The organism is Flavobacterium adiutor (assembly GCF_048282555.1).
In the GTDB taxonomy this organism is placed as follows: domain Bacteria; phylum Bacteroidota; class Bacteroidia; order Flavobacteriales; family Flavobacteriaceae; genus Flavobacterium.
On the sequence record NZ_CP182487.1, the window covers coordinates 1959159 to 1979817 of the forward strand.

General features: G+C 32.4%; 9 protein-coding genes. 3 read left to right on the top strand and 6 right to left on the bottom strand.

Features of this window, described 5'->3' with window-relative positions:
• Window positions 1-16 precede the first annotated feature (16 nt).
• The 6 genes from ACNC7R_RS08525 to ACNC7R_RS08550 all read right to left on the bottom strand — a co-directional run bounded on the left by ACNC7R_RS08525 (window position 17) and on the right by ACNC7R_RS08550 (window position 13600).
• The gene (locus ACNC7R_RS08525; RefSeq protein WP_417940512.1) at window positions 17-1498 is read right to left on the bottom strand and encodes a vanadium-dependent haloperoxidase; all 1482 of its coding nucleotides are present in this window, start codon (window positions 1496-1498) and stop codon (window positions 17-19) included.
• A gap of 169 nt (window positions 1499-1667) precedes the next feature.
• Entirely contained in the window at window positions 1668-2210 is a 543-nt protein-coding gene (locus ACNC7R_RS08530) for a hypothetical protein (RefSeq protein WP_417940514.1), read from the bottom strand.
• Window positions 2211-2461: 251 nt separating this feature from the next.
• On the bottom strand, window positions 2462-3949 hold the full coding sequence (locus tag ACNC7R_RS08535) for a RagB/SusD family nutrient uptake outer membrane protein (protein ID WP_417940515.1): 1488 nt from the start codon (window positions 3947-3949) through the stop codon (window positions 2462-2464).
• Window positions 3950-3959: 10 nt separating this feature from the next.
• Window positions 3960-7013 carry a SusC/RagA family TonB-linked outer membrane protein gene (locus tag ACNC7R_RS08540; protein WP_417940517.1) on the bottom strand — a complete coding sequence of 1018 codons (3054 nt, stop codon included), beginning with the start codon at window positions 7011-7013 and terminating at the stop codon, window positions 3960-3962.
• A gap of 803 nt (window positions 7014-7816) precedes the next feature.
• Window positions 7817-11896 (bottom strand): two-component regulator propeller domain-containing protein, encoded by a 4080-nt coding sequence (locus ACNC7R_RS08545; RefSeq protein ID WP_417940518.1) that lies wholly within the window; start codon window positions 11894-11896, stop codon window positions 7817-7819.
• 237 nt (window positions 11897-12133) lie between these two features.
• A complete protein-coding gene (locus ACNC7R_RS08550) occupies window positions 12134-13600 on the bottom strand; it encodes an MFS transporter (RefSeq protein ID WP_417940519.1) in 1467 nt (488 codons plus the stop codon).
• A 286-nt stretch (window positions 13601-13886) separates the two neighbouring features.
• On the opposite strand from ACNC7R_RS08550, the gene ACNC7R_RS08555 reads away from it, so the two are divergent.
• The 3 genes from ACNC7R_RS08555 (at window position 13887) to ACNC7R_RS08565 (ending at window position 20568) form a co-directional block, all read left to right on the top strand.
• Window positions 13887-16001, top strand: a complete 2115-nt coding sequence (locus tag ACNC7R_RS08555; protein ID WP_417940520.1) for a thioredoxin domain-containing protein — start codon at window positions 13887-13889, stop codon at window positions 15999-16001.
• 958 nt (window positions 16002-16959) lie between these two features.
• A complete protein-coding gene (locus ACNC7R_RS08560) occupies window positions 16960-19557 on the top strand; it encodes a TIM-barrel domain-containing protein (RefSeq protein WP_417940521.1) in 2598 nt (865 codons plus the stop codon).
• Window positions 19558-19608: 51 nt separating this feature from the next.
• Window positions 19609-20568 (top strand): glycoside hydrolase family 43 protein, encoded by a 960-nt coding sequence (locus tag ACNC7R_RS08565; protein WP_417940522.1) that lies wholly within the window; start codon window positions 19609-19611, stop codon window positions 20566-20568.
• Window positions 20569-20659 lie beyond the last annotated feature (91 nt).

Genomic DNA, 20659 nt, shown 5'->3' on the forward strand with positions numbered 1-20659 from the left:
TATTTAGATTGGATTGCTACTTGTCGAATTTTTTATTTCCTATATGAAAATTGTAAAATTTCCAGACTTCATGAGCGACATTTCTACCAAGTTTAAGACCCTCAACATTATCAGCCTGAATGTGATAACCTCCCATAACTCTTGAAATTCCTGCCATATTAGCTGTTTCTGTGAATGTTGGAAATTTTAGAACAACAGGTTTTCCAATGTTATTCGGTTCAGTCAGTGCACCCGGTTCATTCCATGTTGCAGATTCTCCGAAGGTATCACTTCCGGTCCATAATTTTAATGCTTCACCACAGCCGCCGCTAATTGTACTGTGTCCTGAAACATAACCTGGAAAAGCAGGGCATAAAAAGATATCCGGTGAATAAGGTCTCCAGTTTTGTCCTTTCATTTCTATATTTCCAAAACCAGGGCCTCCCCAGGCTTTTATATTTTGATCTTTATAGTAATGATGAACTAAAGCATAAGGACGGGCAAAATCATAAAACATTTTTGTATCCCAACAGGCTATAAAACAATCCATAGCAGTCACCTGATTGTAAAAAAACATTTTGACATCCTGATCTAAAGTATGGTGATCACGTCTCGAAACATCCTGAGCAAATTTTAGCCAGTGTCCGGCCTGCTGCACAGATTTTGGGCCATCACGCATAAACTCAACCAAGGCTTTTTGTTCGTTAGTGAGATTATATTGTAAATCAAGTAGTTCTTTAACTTCATTTTTAAGTTGTTCTGAATCTAATGAAGGTGGGGGTACAGCACGAAACTGATCTCCTGATTTTAATCCGACAGGTTTTACTTTATTCCAAAATGGAGTAGCACACTCAGGCGCAAACTTACCGCCTTTTCCATCTGAGAAATATTTTGGTTGCCAATGAATTACATCAATCATTTCGTCTGGAGAATTGACCGGTTTGTAATTTACATAGTTAAAATAGGGAGTTCCATTTGAACCGTCTTCTTCTCCATATTGATTTGATCCGTCATGTTTTCTGGCTTCAATTACAGCTTTTGCAGCTAAATTTCCTATTCCCACTGGAGTTGCAGGGTCTAATGATTTATCATTTGGATCCAGTCCTAATTTTGTCATAAAGTCTATAAACAATTCTTTATCCGAAAAATAATATTCGCATAATGCATTATAAGCAGCATAACTAATGGCAATCTCTTTATTTTTGAGAGTGTGTTCTTTAGCAGGTCTTCTTTCGGTATCTTTTAAATAGACCGGAATTGCTTTTTGATCGTAACGGCTCCATGCATCAAAAACCGCAACAAATGTGAGTCCTAAGTAGCGGGAAGTGACTGTTGGTCTTGGTTTGAACCTTTCAGTATCGTTACCGGTGGCAGTAACTGCAATTTGTGACCATTTATAGGCCATGTTGTTTTCTGCTGTTGGTTCTTTAGGTTTATTTTTATCTTTAGTTTGCGCCAATAGAGATGTGGTTAAAATACTAAATAATAGTATTTTATATACTAGTTTATGAATTTTCATTTTTGGTGGTTTTATATGGTTTTTTGATAGTTTTTCTTTTCAATTAATTTTTACAATTGAAAGCTGGATGTTAAACTTGAAATAAACGTTTCAATCTTAACCGAATACTAAGATGGAATTTCAGAGCATGATCATATCAGGCCTGTTTATCTTTTAACATCTGAAAATACTATACCATATCAGGGGGAGGGTAGTTAGTAGTAAAATACCCTGAAAGAAGTTTTCCTTTTGGATTATATGAATTTAGAGTAACAGTATGAACTAATTTAGTACTATTAGTCGCTAAATTAATTCTGTCATTAGGTATGTAATCCTGTATAAAGGATTTCATTAATTTTTTACTTGGATTTTCTTTATTTGAATCGGTATCAAATATTTGACTGTCGACAATTTTTTTTAAATCATTACTCAGCATCTGGCGATGAGAGTTTTTTAGGCAATATAATTTTAAAACGTTGTTTATAATTCTTTTCTTGAACACATGATAGGTTTTATTTTCTATCACAAAATCTTCATTAGCTTCTTCAAAGCCAGAATCTACAACATATGCATAAGGATCAATTTTAATTTCAATTACTTCAAAATTGGAGTTGTCAGTTTTCTCCATAGCATTCACCCACACTTGCTGTTGTTGTTCAGCAAACATGATATAAAATCCTAAAACATTGTAAAACAACGTTACGATTAAAAAAAGTGATGCAATTTTTTTCATGTGGAATAAAAACTGGGTCAGTATTCTTAATATTATTTAATAATTGGTATTCTGTTTTTTGTAATGATTAACTATAGGAATTAGGAGAATACATATTCTAAGGCTATATTCTAATGGAATTAAAAATTAAATTTGGTGTATAAGTTTAAAAATATAATTTAGGCAGATTATTTATCAATTTAGTAAATAAACAGCGCATTTAACATGCGCTGTTTATCAAAACACTAACTCAACCTAACTAACTTCAATCTTTAGTAACCAGGATTATTATCACTTGGTTTTATATTCGGATTAGAAGATGTTTCTCTGTTTGGTATTGGCCATAATTCACTTTTACCAACCTGAAAACCTTTACTTTTTAATAGAGGATCAGTGCCTGCAATACCCCATCTTATAAGATCATCAAAACGAACTTGCTCTCCAGCTAATTCCACCTTACGTTCGTGAATAATGGCTTTAAAAACATCATCTTTTGTTGCTGGAATATTAGTTGTTAAACCTGCTCTATCCCTAACTTCTTTGATATAAGCAATAGCAGCAGTTTGTGAACCTCCAGCTCTTTGATTTTCGCATTCTGCTTTCATAAGTAATACATCTGAATATCGCATAACTTTAAAGTTAATACTTGATTGTTGTAATTCGGATGTTCTCTTGTAGTAATTCTGGTATTTTTTCCAGCCTGCTCTTCTACTACCATTACCAAAATTTGCAGCTGTCATAGTACTATTCCCCTTATTATATTTTGATCCAGGAACATAGAAAGTATCCCCGAAACGAAGATCGCCAGGTTCGTATTCATCTAGCAAATCATCCGTTGGGCAGACATTGTACCAATCTAAATTACCATATTCCTGACCTCTAAGTGTCGATTCAGCTTTTCCTTCCCCGGAAGTATCACTACCCCATTTATCACCTACTCCTAAAGCTTCATCATATTCAATCTCAAAAATAGATTCTGGACCATGCTCTGTTTCATCCATAAAATTATTATAGAACTGACCTTTTGGTTCTAGTGTAAATCCAGTAACTTTATTAAAAGCTGCTAAAGCTTCATCATATTTCTTTTGATACAAAAGTACTTTTCCTAAATAAGCATATGCTGCTTCTTTAGTAGCTCTCCCTTTTTCTTCAACGTCTTTACTTAATAAGTTTTTTGAAGCAAAGTCAAGATCTTCTTCAATTAATTTATAAACTTCAGTTTTCGGACTTCTTGCTTTAGGAACAAGGGTTTGTTCTGTATAAATTGGTAAATCACCAAAACGAGGTACTAGTAAAAAATAATAATAGGCTCTCAAGAAATGAGCTTCCGCTAAAAATTTTTTCTTTTTTTCTTCAGATATAATTGAAGTTTGTAAAGCATTAATTTTTTCTTCATTATCCAACACAAAATTGGCTTTCGCTATTCCTAAATAGCAGGTATCCCAATAGTACTGAATAATATCACTACTTGCATCAAAACTAAAATTTCCAAATGGTTTTTTATTACCTTCCAGTCCACCATTTCCTTGATTTTCTCCGGACATAAGGTCTAAAGCAAAGAAGATATGTCTTGCGTAAAGTCCTCTCGTTTGTAAATTAGCATACGCTGCATTTACAGAAGACTGTATCTGGCCTTCTGTTTTAAAGAAAGTTTCAGGTAGTAGTGCATTTGGATTAGATAATTCCAAATCCTTAGTGTCGCATGAATTTATTGCAAAAATTGCAGATAATACTACAACTGTATATTTTATTTTTCTCATTATTTTAATATTAAAATGAAACATCAAAGCCAAAAATTACTGATTTAGGTTGTGGATATCTTCCTAAATCTATCCCAGCAGAATTTGCATTGCCATCAGTACGTGTTATTTCAGGATCTAAACCAGAATAATTCGTAATAGTAACCAAATTTTGTCCACTTACATAAAATCGTATTTTTGAAAAATACTTACTAAATGCATCTCCAGAGAATGTATATCCTATAGTTACGTTTTTTAATCGTGTATAGGAACCATCTTCAATATATCTCGTACTTGATGACCCTGCATTTTGACTTACACCCACAGCTTTTGGAAGTGTTGCTGATGGATTTGATACTACTCCACCTGTAAGGGCTCCGGGACCTCCACTACTATTAACAGTACCGCCGGTAATAATTGATCTATTTAAAACATCAGTACTTGCTCCAAACAGACGATCCATACTCTCTAAGTCAAATTTATTTGCATTAAAAATATCATTTCCGTGAACTCCTGATATGAAACAGTTGAAATCAAAATTTTTATAAGCAGCAGTAAGATTCAAACCGTATGTGAAGTCTGGATACGGATTTCCAATATCTGTTTTATCACTTGAGTTAATTACTTTATCACCATTACGATCAACAAATCGAATGTCACCCGGTTGTACAGCAGTCTGAGTGCTACCAAGAGCAGCAGTTACTTCTGCCTGGTTTTGATAAATTCCATTAGTTTCATACCCATAAAAATAGAATAATGGTTTACCTACTTCTAATCTTGAGAAATTCTCTAAACCAGCGCGAGGTACAGGGCCGCCTAAAACACTTGTAACTCCCGGAGCTAAAGCCGTTACTTCATTTTTACTAGTCCCAAGATTTGCTATTGCTGACCAGGTAAAATCACCTTGTCTGTCATTGTAACCTAACGAAACTTCAAAACCTGATACTTTTACATCGGCAATATTTTGTATTTGAGTTCCGCCTTGAGCACCAAGAGAAGTAGCTAATGGTACTGCAAAAAGAATATCACTACTTTTGTTGTTGAAATATTCGACTGATCCCGTAAATTTTTCATCAAATAAACCAAAATCCAAACCTATATTTCTGTCGTTTTTGGATTCCCATTGTAAATTTGGATTTGGAGCAGCACCTGCAGTTGTTCCTAAAGCAGCAGATCCAGCAATTGGATATGTATAATTTGTATTTAGTGCAGAGGCATATCTGTAATCCTCGATTTTATCATTACCTGTCGTACCAACAGTTCCTCTAAGCTTTAATGTACTAAAAATAGATTCTGCCATAAAACTTTCTTTTGCTATATTCCAGCCTACAGCTACAGAATAAAAATTACCGAAGCGCTTATTGGCTCCAAAACGAGAAGAACCATCTCGTCGTCCAGAAACAGCAAATAAATACTTTTCATTATAGTCATAGTTGATACGAGCAACATATCCTAAGTTATTAGTCTCATAATTAGCCGAGGTTAAAGTTGGATCGGTAATGCTCAATTGATCAATGTCGTTAGAAATATAATTACGGCTGCCAGCTGTAACATTGCGATTCTTACTCTCAATTTTAGTTATAACACCTAATACTTCAAAATTATGTTTCTCTGCAATAGTAGTTTTATAAGTTAAACTATTATCAAAAACAATGGTTTGACCTTGAGTATTAATTTCTGCAGTTGAAGAATAGTTTTGAAAATTTGTACCTTCATAGAAACCTGGTATAAACGTATGATCTCTATTTTGATAATAATCTAAAGAAACTTGAGATCTGAACTTCAGACCTTTGTAAATTTCTAATTCTGCAAATATGTTTCCTATTATAGAAGTTCCAATGATTTCCTGATATCCGTTATTTGCAACACGTACAGGGTTTTCTGCATCATTTGTTCCATCGATATCTTTAATTACACCCTCATATCCGCCTGTATTATTAGCATTGTATACAGGAATGTATGGAGCCATTTTGATTGCATGCTCTAATAATGTTCTGCCTCCTGAAGCACGTTCTGGATTTGTTTTGTTAAAAGACACCCCAATACTGCTTCCTATAGTTAATTTACCAATGTTTTGGGTGTTATTTGACCTGAATGAATAACGTTCAAATCCTGTTCCAATAATAGATCCTTCTTGCTTTAAATATCCGGCAGAATAACGGCTTGTAGAATTTTCTGTTCCATTTGAAAAACTCAAATTGTAATCCTGCATCAAACCAGTCTGAAAAATTTCGTCCTGCCAATTTGTATTTACATTACCAAATTGAGCAGCCCTTGCCGCTAGATCCTGATTAAAAGCTTCTTTAGCATACTTAAGATATTGTTGCGTATTTAGAACATCATATCGCTTGGTAACGGTTTGAAAACCTACATACGAACTGAAATTCAGCTGACCAGGCCCTTTTTTTCCTTTTTTGGTAGTTACCATAATGACTCCATTAAAAGCTTTTGAACCATATAAAGCGGTTGTAGAAGCATCTTTCAGGACTGACATAGATTCAATATCACTTGGGTTTAATCCTGATAAGTTACCCACCAAAACCCCATCAACTACGTATAAAGGAGAATCATTATTCATTGTTGCAATACCACGAATGTTAACAGTTGGGCTTGAACCTGGTGCACCATTTACTACAGTAACACCGGCTGCTCTACCTTGCAAAGCAGACTCAGCATTAGTAATGGGTACTGCCACAATATCTTTTGAATTTACTGTTGAAACTGCTCCGGTAACCTTTGTTCTTTTTTGAGTACCATAGGCCACAACAACTTCATTTAAGGTTTGTGTAGATTCGGCCAGTTTAACATTAATCACAGTCTGGTCTCCAACAGTTATCGTTTGTGAAGTTAATCCAACATAAGAAAATGTTATTTTGTCTGTCGCACTTACTCCTTGTAATGCGTAGTTACCATCAAAATCAGTTGATGCACTATTTTTGGATCCTTGTACATTAATACTGGCACCAGGCAATGGAACCCCGGAAGGATCCGTAACAACACCTTTTATGGTTTTTGTTTGTGCCATCACATTCTGAGTGCTAATTATAAGCAATGCGATTATTGCAAATTTCAATTTTAACATCATAGTTAATTGGTTTTTTGTTTAGTTAAATAATTGTTCGGTTGTAAAATTTGTTATTCTATTGAATTCTATTTTTATATTCATTAAAATTTTGAAATAGTAAATAATATGTTTTCTCAATTCATAATTTCAAATCATATTTTTCTTGTTCGGTTTTTTATTAAAAAATGGTATTCAATAAAAAAATTGGTTTTCATTTCATGTTGTAAATTTGTTTTAATTGTTAGTAATTATTTTTTAGTTATTTGATAATAGTTAAATCCAAAAATATCACCTTAACATAAATTTCACATATCACAAATGATGCAAAAACTATCAAATTTGTAGCATAAAATGTACAAAACCAGTAAAATCAGTATGTAGGGATTGTTTGCATAAAGAAATTTAGCTTAGAAATTATTAATAATTTTATCTTATTTTTTTAGTATCAAAAAAAATAAAATAATTTTTTTTTACATTTCATAATATTGAAAAATTGAAATGTAAGATAAAATTGAAGAAAATTTTAACTCATAATTAGCTGATGAATGAATAGGAGGATGTATTCAAACATACATGAGGTAATCGATATGCTAAATAAACCCAGAGTCCGCATTAGAAATCTACTACATTTGAATTCTTCTTCAAAACCAAGTACTTACTCCAATTTTTAAAATCAAAATACAAAAGTATTCCTCATTTAAAATAATCCTTGAGCACTTGCTTTTATTGAATAATTCAGCATCATAACAATGGCTAATGCGTACTCTGGGATAAAAAAAGACAGTATCAAAACTGTCTTAATTTAATGTAACTATTTTTAATGTTTATTGTTTGTTATTATGTGTGGGCAGGTATCCGTATTTTTCTTTATAGCATTTTGTAAAATAGGAAGGAGAACTAAAGCCAACTTTATAACTAATTTCTGTTATATTATCATTGCCAAGTTCTATGAGTTCTTTTGCCTTTTCTAAGCGGACATTTCGTATAAATTCATTTACAGAGACTCCTGTTAGGGTTTTAATTTTTCGATACAACTGGCTTCTGCTCAAAAACACTTTTGAAGCTAAAACTTCAACGCTTAGTTCGGGTTCGCTAATGTTTTCATTAATGTAATTCAGGGTGTTTTTTATAAACTCGTTATCTAAAGTAGTTGTTTTTTCTTTTGCTTTTGGCGTAATTCCATTGTAGAATTTGTTGAACATAATCTGCCTGCTGTTAATTAATTGTATCAGACTTGACCTCAAAATGTCCATATCAAAAGGTTTACTCAGGTACATATCTGCACCGGAATCAATGCCTTCTAATTTATCTTTAATCAAGGCTTTAGCTGACAGCATCATTAACGGAATATGACTTGTTTTTAAGTTGGCTTTAATATTTTTGCACAATTCCAAACCGCTCATTACAGGCATAATTACATCTGTTAAAATTAAGTCAGGCAATTTTTGCAGAGCTAATTCTAAACCAACCTGACCATTTTCAGCCATTAAAACTTTATATTCTTTTTTGAGCTCATTTTTTAAATAATTTCGCAATTCTACATTGTCTTCAACAATCAAAATCGTATAAATTCGATCTTGTTTTTCCTGGTCATCTTGTGATTGATCTTCTGTTTTTTCAATTGCTGGTGTGTAGCTTATCTTTTTCTCTTTTTTATATTCTTCAAATGATATTTCGTTTGCATTAAAAAAATCTTTTCCAATTGGGAATATTAGTTTGAAAGTTGTACCAACTCCCAATTCACTTTCTACTTCAATAATTCCTTTATGTAATTCCACAAACCCGCGTACAACTTCTAATCCTATTCCGGTACTTCCGTAATAAGCCTTGTTTAAGTTGTTGACCTGATAAAAACGGTCAAATATTTTCTTAATATCTTTTTTGTCAAGTCCCGCACCGTTGTCTTCCACAATAATTTCAAATGAGGGATAAGTGTTGGTGGAATTGATCATCGGAAAATTTATAAATTCCTCATTCATCACTATTTTTACCTTTATTTTTCCATTATCGGGAGTAACCTTGAAAGCATTGGATACTACATTAAAAATAATTTTCTCGAACATTTTAGGATCTACCCAGTCTTTTAAAGATGTTTTATTAGACTCAAACTGCAGATCAATACCCCTGCTGGATGCTTCTTCATCAAAATAACTGACAATTTCTTTCGTAAAGCTTATCACTTCAATAAGTTGTAGTTTAATGGTCATTTGGTTAAACTGCAATTGGTTGAAATCCATTAACTCATTGATTAATCTTGAAAGCCTGTCTGAACTTTTTTGAATAGTTTTCAGTTTATTCACCACCCCTTCAGGTAATTCCGTACTGTTATTCTTTATTATATCTGCTAATGGATTTAAAATTAAAGTAAGAGGAGTCCTGAACTCATGTGATATATTGGTGAAGAATTGTAATTTTTTGTTGTTTAATTTTTCAATCTGAATCGCTTTTTTCTGTTCAAACGCTATCATTTGTTTTTGTTTAAAACGATTTTGATAGTGTTGATTAGCAAAATGTACTGCAGCGAATAATAATAAGGAATAAAACAGATAAGCAAAAGATGTTTTCCACCATGGCGGTAAAATTTCGATTTTCAATTCTAATGGTTGATCATTCCAAACGCCGTTTTTTTCTGATGCTTTAACCTTAAAGACATAATTACCTGGTGCTAAGTTAGTGTAAGTAGCAGAACGTTTACTCCCAACATAATTCCACGAATCTTCGAATCCTTCTAAATAATAAGCAAACTCATTTCTGGCAGGAAAAGAATAATTAATAGCAATGAAATCAATTGTAAATACTGACTGATCATGTTTAAGGATTATTTTTTTTGTCTCCGATAACACTTTAATCAGAGGTGAGTTTTTTTCGAGAGGTCCTACTGATTTGTTAAAAAGTTTTAGATCAGTCAGGTAAATCGGAAGCTGTTTTTTGCTTCTGACTAAACTTGCAGGGTCAAAATAATTTACGCCTTCGTAGCTTCCAAAATAAAGTAGTCCATTTTTATCTTTTAGTACAGAGTTGTTATTAAAGTCGTTTCCAAGCAATCCATCATATGTAGAATAATTGAGTGAAATTTTGTTTTTTAAATCTAGTTTGGTAATTCCTTTTTTTCCACTTATCCAAATAGATCCATCATTCGATTCAGAAATTGAAGAAATAGATTTTTCATGTAGCCCTTTGAAATTAATATACCATTTTAACACATCTGTTTTTTTATTGTAGCTAAACAGTCCGGCACCATCAGTACCAATCCAGATTTCTTTGTTGCTGGCTTGATATAAAGTGTTGATGGTATGTGTACTTTTATGATTTTTAAGCTTTTCAGACATTTTATTCCGAAAAGAAGTTATTGAAAAAGTGACAAAATCATCCGTATTAACTTTGTAGAGACCTGTTGTGGAACCAATCCAAACATCATTTTCAGAATCAACAATTACTTTTCGGATATCTAAATTAGTGAGTCTATTTGTGTAAAATGGTTTAGAGTCGCAATGATAAAATTTGCCATCTGATGGCGTATAATAGTGAAGCCCTTTTGCAAAAGTACCTATCCAGATAACACCCCTGGAATCCTGGGCAATACTCATAATATTGTCTGAAGTCAAACCAGGAGTATTTTTTGTATTGTAATTAATAAAGTTTCTGCTTCCTTTTTTTAAAACAAAAATACCTTCATTCCAGCTTGATAACCAAACGTTCTGATTTTTATCTATAAATACGTTTGTAATATTGTCATTAGTTAACCCGGAATACAGGCTGGTGTCAGATTTGGTAATATGTTTAAAAAGTTTAGTTTCCGGATTATAAACATCAACTCCACCTCCTTCCATAGAAATCCATAATTGGCCTTCACTATCCTTTGCAATACCGGTGACACAACTGGTTTGTAATGATTGAGGATTTCCCGGGAGGCTTTCTATAATATTTACTTTACTGTTTATCTTGTCAAAAACGCCCAGACCTTTGTTATAATAACCCAGCCAGATTCTTTTTTCTTTATCTAAAAATAAAGACCAGACAGAGTTTGAGCTTAAGCTACGGGTATTGAATTTGCTGTTGACATATTTTTTCTGTATATCGCCATGATTATCTACAATAATTAGCCCATCATTTTCTGTAGCACACAAAATTGTTTCAGGGTCTGTTGCCATTATAGACATAATTCTCTTCCGTGTTATGGGATATAAGATAGCTTGTTTGGTTTTCTGATTTAAGTCTATTTTTACCAGACCTTTATAGCCATTGCCAATCCATAAATTTTGTTTGCTGTCAATGCACATCGATACTAAAGTACCTTTAAGAAGTTGATCAGCATTGTTGATTTCTAATTTTTTAATTTTATTTTTTATTGGGTCAACTACTTTTAGGCCAAAGTTAGTTCCTAAATAGATCGTACCATTTTTATCTTTTGCAAGACAATTAATAAGGCAACTTTCTGAATTTGGGATGTCTAGTTTTATTGGAGTAATTTTTCGGGTATCAGTATTGAGTTTTAATAGGCCGCCATTAAATGTTCCCAAAAAAAGATTTCCATTTTTATCTTCTACAATACTTTTAACAGAAATTACCGTTTCGTTTCCGGTTTTCTTTTGAATTTCGATATTTTCAAAAGTATTCAAATTTCTGTTGTACAGGCATAAACCTTCGTCTGTGCCTACCCACAATCGGTTGCGTTTATCTACGTAAATAACGTAAATCAAATTGCTATTAATAGAATTGGTTATTTTAGAGTTTTGTTCGTAAGCCACATAGTTAACTCCATCGAATTTGTATAGACCAGCTCCGTTTGTGCCAATCCAGATAACTCCGGACTGATCCTGTGCAATGGTGTAAATGCCGCTTTTGGAAGTTTCTTTACTTACGAGTCTAAACTGATAGTTTTCAAATGTATTTTGTGAAAACATACAATGAATTGTAAAGAATAAGATAACGCAGATTCTAAAACATTTTTGTGAAAACATTTATATTATGATTAGTGAAATTAGAATTAAATATATACTATTTTAATTGAAAACCAACTATTTGTTTTTTTTCGAATCAACTTTAGTACTATTTTGAATGATAATTGTTGTGTGTTTTTTATTATAAATAAATAAGTTTTAGTTTAAAAAACCTTATTTTTTTGGTTATTCAAAAGAGTATTAGTTTTCTCTTCTTTTTCTTAAATCATTTTCAATTTCAATTTCCATGTCTTTGTCAATTACATAAAAGCATAATAAAACAGCACTTATAATAAATATAAAACCAGGATAAATGCTTATTGATAATTTAATTCCTTCAATAGTTGCTGATACCTGATGAACTTCTTCAGCTACATAACCGTATTTGGATAAAAAAGCGGCTCCCAGAGCACCTCCAATACTTATTCCTGTCTTTAATCCAAATACCATTGCCGAAAAAACAGTTGCTGTTGCTCTTCTGTTGTTTTTCCATTCACTATAATCTGCTACATCAGCGATCATTGCCCACAATAAAGGAATTGTTATGCCATAAATAAATCCATGTAGTAGTTGCGTAACGAAAACCATTGTAATGGCTGTTTTACTGTAAAAATTAAAAAGCAATAAACTTATAGCTGATAAAAATATAAAGGTGATGTAAATATTTCTTTTTCCAAATGAATTTGCAAGCGACTTTGAAAACATAATCCCAAAAATCATAAAAAGAATTCCACCAGCATTAAAAAGGCTGAAAGCAGAAGTAGGAGCATCTTTTGGCCACTGAAGATCTGTTAATCCCATTCCTGTTAACAACTTATTCACCGAACCAATAAATGTAGTGAAGCCAATATCCTTCAAAAAAAGAGTTTGGGCAGCAGGATCTAAATAATATTTAAAATAAAAAACATACATGCCACCCTTTAAGGACAAGGTTATAAAAACCAAAATAGTAACTAGCAGCATCACAATCCAAGGGCCGTTTTTAGATAAATCTATAAAATCCTGCTTAACGGAAGATTCCTGATTCTTTTTAGGGACGATTCTTTCTTTTGTGGTGAAGAAAGTAATCAGCAAACAAGTTACTCCTATAATAGCGAATAATAGCATCGTATTTTTAAAACCAACAGCTTTGTCACCATGTCCTAAAATTAAAACGAGTGGCAATAAAAGCGACTGAATTATAAACTGAGCTATCATTACAGCTACAAAACGATAGGAAGAGAGACTGTTTCTTTCTTTCATATCGCCTGTCAACACACCGCTTAAAGCAACATAAGGTAAATTGTTTGCAGCATAAATTAAGACTAGAAAAAAGTAAGTTAGGAATGTATAGGCTATTTTGCCTCTTAGTGAAAAATCCGGAGTAAGAAAAGAGAGGACTGAAGCAATCCCAAATGGAAATGCAGTCCATAATATCCAGGGTCTGAACTTTCCCCATCTGGTTTTAGTACGATCAGCAATAATTCCCATAATAATATTGAAAAAAGCACCTATAAAACCACCAATAAAAATAATAATACTTGCTGTTCCGGCAGGAATTTTATAAACATCTGTGTAAAAGAAAGCCAGAAAGGTCAATAATGTCTGAAAAATCAAATTTGCTGCAAAATCACCTAAACCATAACCTATTTTTTCTATTACTGAAAGTTTTTGCGATGTATTATTCATAGTAAGATGCTGTTTTTTTTAGTAGTAGTTATATACCTGTTTAAAAAAAAAAATTTAATAAATTTTGTCAGAATGAACATGTTTTTATTCATTTTTGATAAAAACTAATCGGTAAAAATAGTTTGAAAGTTGAAATATGATTGTCAATTTTGAAGCGTTTAATAGCATATTTGAAGCATAATTTGATAACATTGAATCTATTAAATATAAATTGTTATTTTAGCTTCTTAGTTAAAAATATACTCTCCTTTTCATATAATTAATCATTTGTTTTTATTTCTTTTATATGCGTTTTTTATCCCTTTTATTAATCATTTCATGTCTTATTATTAGTTGTAACAGCAAACAGAATAATCAGGAAAATCATAAATATACCAATGACCTGATTGATGAAACGAGTCCGTATCTTTTACAGCATGCACATAATCCGGTAGACTGGAAAGCATGGAATAATGAAGCTCTTCAAAAAGCAAAAGAAGAAAATAAGCTTATTATTATTTCTGTAGGTTATTCGGCATGTCATTGGTGTCATGTGATGGAAGAAGAGAGTTTTGAAAACGAAGCTGTGGCGAAATTAATGAACGATAATTTTGTGAGTATAAAAGTAGACAGGGAAGAGCGTCCAGATATTGACCAAATCTACATGAATGCAGTACAATTGATGACAGGAAAAGGTGGTTGGCCATTAAACTGTATTGCGCTTCCTGATGGTCGCCCTATTTTTGGAGGAACATATTTTACAAAAGAGGAGTGGACTAAAGCGCTGACTGAAATCTCTGAATTGTATAGAAACAATCCACAAAAAGCAATTGAATATGCAGATAAATTAGTAAAGGGAATCAGAGAATTACAATTAATTACAGTCAATAATAATGAAACTAATTTTAAAAAATCAGATATTTTTACTACTGTAAAATCATGGCAGAAGGATTTAGATTATAAAGAAGGAGGCTTTGTTGGTGAAACGAAATTTCCAATGCCGGGGGCGTTAAGTTTTTTACTTCGATACAGTATTCAAAACAATGATAAACCGATTCAAAAATATGTAGAAACGACACTTACGAAAATGGCTGACGGAGGAATCTATGACGCTATTGGGGGTGGCTTTTCAAGGTATTCAGTAGATGCAAAATGGCATATTCCTCATTTTGAAAAAATGCTGTATGATAATGCACAGTTAGTGAGTTTATATTCGGATGCATATTTGGTTACTAAAAATGAATCCTATAAAAAAGCTGTTCATGAAACACTCGATTTTGTAGAGAGGGAGCTTATGGCTTCTAACGGGGCTTTTTATTCTTCTTTAGATGCAGACAGTAAAAATAAGGAAGGTAAATTAGAAGAGGGAGCTTATTATATCTGGACTAAAGAGGAGTTGCAGTCTTTATTAAAATCTGATTATAGTCTTTTTCAGGAGTATTTTAATATTAATGAAAACGGTTTATGGGAAAATCAACAATATGTTTTGTTTAAAAACCTATCAAATAAAGATTTTGCAATAAAAAATAAATTGAATCCAAAAGAACTGGAAGCCAAAATAAAAAACTGGAAGCAAATAGTATTAACAGCCAGAAACAAAAGATCCCGGCCTCATTTGGACAATAAAACCCTTACTTCCTGGAATGCTTTAATGATAAAAGGATATGTTAATGCTTATCGTGCATTCAAAAATCCGCATTACAAGCAAATTGCATTAAAAAACGCTCGTTTTATTGTCAATAACCAGCTTAAAAAAGATGGAAGTTTACATCACAGTTATAAAGATGGCAAAAGTACTATCACGGGTTTTTCAGAAGATTATGCCACTGTTGCAGATGCCTTTATTGCCATTTACCAAGTTACATTAGACGAACAATGGTTACGCAGGGCCAGGCAATTAACAGATTATGCAATGAAGCATTTTTGGGATAAAAAATCAAACATGTTTTATTTTACATCTGGCAGTTCGACAAATCTAATTGCCAGAAAGATGGAAATTGCTGACAATGTAATTCCGGGCTCAAATTCAATTTTTGCCAATAATTTATTTCACTTAGGGCATTATTATTCTGATGATGTATATGCAAAAACAGCTGAAAGAATGTTAAATAATATAAAAGATGATGTATTGCATTCACCAGCAGAATATTATAACTGGCTGAATTTAATGCTGAATTATACCGATAATTATTTTGAAGTTGCCATTTCGGGAAAAGATGCTATAACTAAAGCATTTCAGTTTCAAAATTACTATTTGCCTAACATTCTTATAGCGGGCTCTACAAAAGAAAGCAGTCTTCCAATTTTAAAGGATCGTTTTGTAGATAATGAAACGTATATTTATGTATGTGTTAATAAAGCTTGTAAGAAACCCGAAAATGAGGTAAGTACAGCTGTTTCTAAAATAAAAAATAGTTTATAGGGATTTCTAGCGATATAATAAAATCTTCTTATTCTATAATAAGTATGATGTTATATTTAAGTTTCATAATAACAATTAGTTGCTTCAAAGGCTTCCTTGGGAATTTGAAAATAAATCAGACTAATTTATTTGCTTTTACAGTTTCCCGTAAAATTTTGTAAAATCTCATTTTTATGATTTTTTAAAGAAAAGACTATTTAGACTTTCAATTCCTCTTTATTTTGTTATTAACGAATGAGGTTGTTTAGTATTGTTTATTTTTTTAACTATATTAATACATACAATGTTTTTTAACAGGATTATTTATTTTTAATTAACAATAAAAACATAAAACAACCGATTGTTTTACGAAAAGTTTTTGTATATTTGTAATAAATACACTTATTGTAAAAATTGGTTTTACGCTTTCTTATACTAAGGAAATTGGTGTATTTGAGTTTTTAAAAAGCATTTGGATAATAATAGAAACCTTTTCTATTACTTGATAAAAATTAAAAATATAGTTGGCGCCAGAACTAAGTAATTTTTTTGAGCGAGATTTAAAAGTTAATATTTGGTTATATAAGTAGTTTATAACTAATGTTAGTTAGTGTTAGTTTTTAAATTAAAGCCGGAAGTTCATATCCCTTTCGGCTTTTTCATTCCATAATCATATTTTGTTTGCCGAACTTTTGAAAAAAGGGCACAGATTTAAAAAATGAATTATTTCAAAGATAAATATAGGGCTTCCCAGAAGCGATCAGGACTTTTCTAAAACATATCCCCATATACAAGATTCATTGACGGTTATCTGTGACATGAAATAACTGTTGCCCGAGAAAAAGGATCTATTAATATAATTAGGAGGATTATATGGTTGTAAACAGAAAAATCAGTTATTGACATAAAACTACTTCGAATAGAAGGTTTTGAAGTTTCATTGATTTCAACTGAATAAATGATAATTTAATATATAAAAATGCAAAAAACAGTTTACATTTTAATTTTAGGTTTTTTATTCACTTCAATTAGTGCGCAACAATATAAAAAGCATTCGCTGAGTAAAGATAAATTGGCTATTGCATTATCTGATGGTGTATTAAACATAATTCCTCTTACCGAAAAATCCATACGAATACAATATGAAATAGGGGAGTTAAAAGAAAAACAAGAGTTTGTCCTCATAAACAAATCACACATTCCTAATTTTAAATTAAAAGAATCTCCGGAAAATTTACAACTTAGTACAAAAGGAATATCTGTTTCTTTTAATAAAAAAACAGGGGTTATTACATATAGTGATACATCAGGTAAAGTTTTTCTAACTGAAAAAGCAAATTCACGAATCTTAAAACCTGCTACTATTATGGGGGAATCCTGTTTTGTAGCCGAACAGGGTTTTGAATCTCCTAAAGATGAATATTTATTTGGATTAGGACAGTTCCAGGATGGTTTTTACAATCTAAAGAATGTAACCAGAAAGTTAATCCAGGTCAATACACAGATTGCTATTCCGTTTTTGGTATCCAATAAGGGATATGGTTTATTATGGCATCAGTATGGTCTGACTTATTTTAATCCAACCAGTCAAAATATCGACTTGGTTAAAAATACAGTAAACGAAGGTGAAAAACGTGAGGTTGAAGTAACTACCACATCAGGTACACAAAAAGTCTCGCAACAGCAATCCGTTTACTCAGGAAATTTTTCCGTAGCTAAAGAAGGAGAATATTCATTAATGCTGGATCTTGGAGATATGGACAGTCGTCATTTGGTTCTGATTGATGATGTAGATGTAATCAATCAATCTAATTTATGGCTGCCGCCAGCAGTGAGCAAACTGGTTGCGTTAAAAGCAGGTGAACACACTGTTAAAATAGTTTGTAAATCTAGCAATACACCATCTCTTAGTGTAAAACTTACTAATGATGAAACTGTTTTTAATTCGCCCAATGCCAAATCGCTTGATTATATTGTTTTTGCAGGAAAGAATACAGATGAAGTCATAGCGAATTATCGTAACCTTACGGGAAATGTTCCAATGCTGCCTAAATGGGCATTTGGATTTTGGCAGTGTCGCGAACGATATACCTCAGGCGAACATTTGGTTTCAACAATCAAAGAATTCAGAAAACGTAATCTGCCTGTAGATGTAATTGTACAGGACTGGCAATATTGGGGGAAATATGGCTGGGGTGTTCCTAAATTTGATGAAACACATTATCCGGAACCTGAAAAATTTATAAAGGAAATTCATGATTTAAATGCCCACTTTTCTATTTCGGTTTGGGAGAATTTAAACAAAGAATCGGAAATAGGTAAAGAATATGTGTCAAAAAACGTATTTATTCCCCATAGTCCGTGGATAGACATTTTTAATCCGGAAACCCAAAAAACACATTGGAACGCACTTAATAAAAATTTATTTGCATTTGGTGTTGATTCCTGGTGGATGGATGCAACTGAGCCGGAAAATGATGCGTTAAGAGGGAAACAAACTTATTTTGGACTGGGTGATTTTTATCGGTTAACATATCCCTTATTTGTCAGCAAAGCTGTTTATGAAGGTCAAAAAAATACAAACCCTGAAAAAAGGGTAACGATTCTAACCCGTTCAGCATTTTTAGGACAGCAGCGATATGGTACAATCAATTGGTCTGGAGATATAGGCTGGGACTGGGATGCTTACAAACGACAAATCGTCGCAGGTTTAAATTATAATCTAACAGGGATGCCTTATTGGACAACCGATATTGGTGGTTTTTTCCGTCCGGGAGCAGAACAGTATAAAAATGAAAAGTATCATGAGATTCTGACTCGCTGGTTTCAATGGGCCGTTTTTAATCCGATATTCCGTATGCATGGTTATCAAACTGAAACTGAACCGTGGAAGTATGGAGAAAAGGTCGAAAATAACATGCGTTCTATGCTCAATCTTAGATATCAGCTAATGCCCTACATCTATTCAGAGGCCTGGCAAATAGCTAAGTATAACTCAACTTTAATGAGACCATTAATAATGGATTTTAGTTATGATACAGCTGCTGTAAGTCAGGCATATCAGTATATGTTTGGAAAATCATTATTAATAGCGCCAGTTACAGCCCCTGAAGTAACGAAATGGAATGTTTATTTACCTAAACAAAGCGCATGGTACGATTTCTGGACCGGCAAAAGATTCGAAGGCGGACAAACAATAGAATCTCCAGCTGCTTTAGACAAAATACCGGTTTTTGTAAAAGAAGGTTCGATCGTTCCTATGGGAAATGTGATTCAGAATACGCAAGTGAAGCAGGATGAACTTGAAATTCGTATTTATACAGGTAAGAATGCAAGTTTCACTTTTTATGATGATGAAGGCGATAACTATAATTATGAAAAAGGAAAATATATCGAAATTCCAATAATCTGGAATGAAAAGAATCAAGCTTTAACTATAGGAAAACAAATTGGCAGTTATAATGGTCAGACAAAAAACTACACAATGAATATTGTATGGATATCTGTAAAACAAAATGGAAGCGTTCCTAAAAAAGTAAAATATAGCGGCAAGCAGATGCTGATAAAAAGTAATTAATCTGAAAATAAGAAAACCACATAATTATCTATAACCAAAAAAACTATAAACATGAAATTAAATATCAGGATTTTATTGATGTTTTGTTGTGTTTCAACATTTGAAATAACAGCACAAAACCCTATCATTAAGCACATTTTTACTGCCGATCCTTCGCCTATTGTTCACAAAGACACTTTGTTTTTGTACACAGGACATGACGTAGCGACCGAAGCAGATACTAATTATAAAATGGCCGATTGGCATGTTTTTTCCACAACCGATATGGTAACATGGAAAGATCATGGGGCGCCACTTTCACCAAGTACTTTTTCATGGGCTACAGGAGATGCCTATGCCGCTCAGTGCATTGAAAGAAATGGTAAATTTTATTGGTTTGTTTCGACATTTCATAAAAAAAATGAGGAGAGTGGAGGCGGAGCAGCTATAGGTGTTGCAGTTTCAGACAAACCTACAGGGCCTTTTAAGGATGCAATAGGTAAAGCTCTTGTAATTAATGAAATGACAACTGATATGAAACACTCCTGGGATGATATTGATCCTACAGTTATGATTGATGACGACGGGCAGGCCTATATGTATTGGGGAAATGCTAGCTGTAAATGGGTAAAGCTTAAAGAAAACATGATTGAGATGGATGGTCAAATTAATTATTTGAAACCAAAAAACTTCATAGAAGGTCCCTGGATATATAAAAGAAAAGAAATGTATTATTTAGTATATGCCAGTAAAGGAGAAAAGGCAGAAACAATAGAATATTGTACATCAGATAGTCCAACCGGACCTTGGAAACATCAGGGTTTAATACAAGAAAATGTAAGCAATAGTTTTACAACCCATCCAGGTATTGTTGATTATAAAGGTAAATCTTATTTCTTTTACCACAACGGAAGCTTGCCAACAGGTGGAAGTTACAGACGTTCTGTATGTGTAGATTATATGTATTATAATCCAGATGGAACTATTCAAAAAATAGTACAAACAACTAAAGGTGTGAATAAAATCAAATAATACTTTTTAGTTTCAATTAAGCAAAGAAATAATCATTCTCTTTTTATTTGAATGATAAGGCTCTGCAGATTAATATTAAGATAAAAAAATA

Excerpts from the sequence above, each read along its gene's own strand:
- ACNC7R_RS08525 (WP_417940512.1), bottom strand. The coding sequence starts at position 1,498 with ATGAAAATTCATAAACTAGTATATAAAATACTATTATTTAGTATTTTA.
- ACNC7R_RS08530 (WP_417940514.1), bottom strand. The coding sequence starts at position 2,210 with ATGAAAAAAATTGCATCACTTTTTTTAATCGTAACGTTGTTTTACAAT.
- ACNC7R_RS08535 (WP_417940515.1), bottom strand. The coding sequence starts at position 3,949 with ATGAGAAAAATAAAATATACAGTTGTAGTATTATCTGCAATTTTTGCA.
- ACNC7R_RS08540 (WP_417940517.1), bottom strand. The coding sequence starts at position 7,013 with ATGATGTTAAAATTGAAATTTGCAATAATCGCATTGCTTATAATTAGC.
- ACNC7R_RS08545 (WP_417940518.1), bottom strand. The coding sequence starts at position 11,896 with ATGTTTTCACAAAATACATTTGAAAACTATCAGTTTAGACTCGTAAGT.
- ACNC7R_RS08550 (WP_417940519.1), bottom strand. The coding sequence starts at position 13,600 with ATGAATAATACATCGCAAAAACTTTCAGTAATAGAAAAAATAGGTTAT.
- ACNC7R_RS08555 (WP_417940520.1), top strand. The coding sequence starts at position 13,887 with ATGCGTTTTTTATCCCTTTTATTAATCATTTCATGTCTTATTATTAGT.
- ACNC7R_RS08560 (WP_417940521.1), top strand. The coding sequence starts at position 16,960 with ATGCAAAAAACAGTTTACATTTTAATTTTAGGTTTTTTATTCACTTCA.
- ACNC7R_RS08565 (WP_417940522.1), top strand. The coding sequence starts at position 19,609 with ATGAAATTAAATATCAGGATTTTATTGATGTTTTGTTGTGTTTCAACA.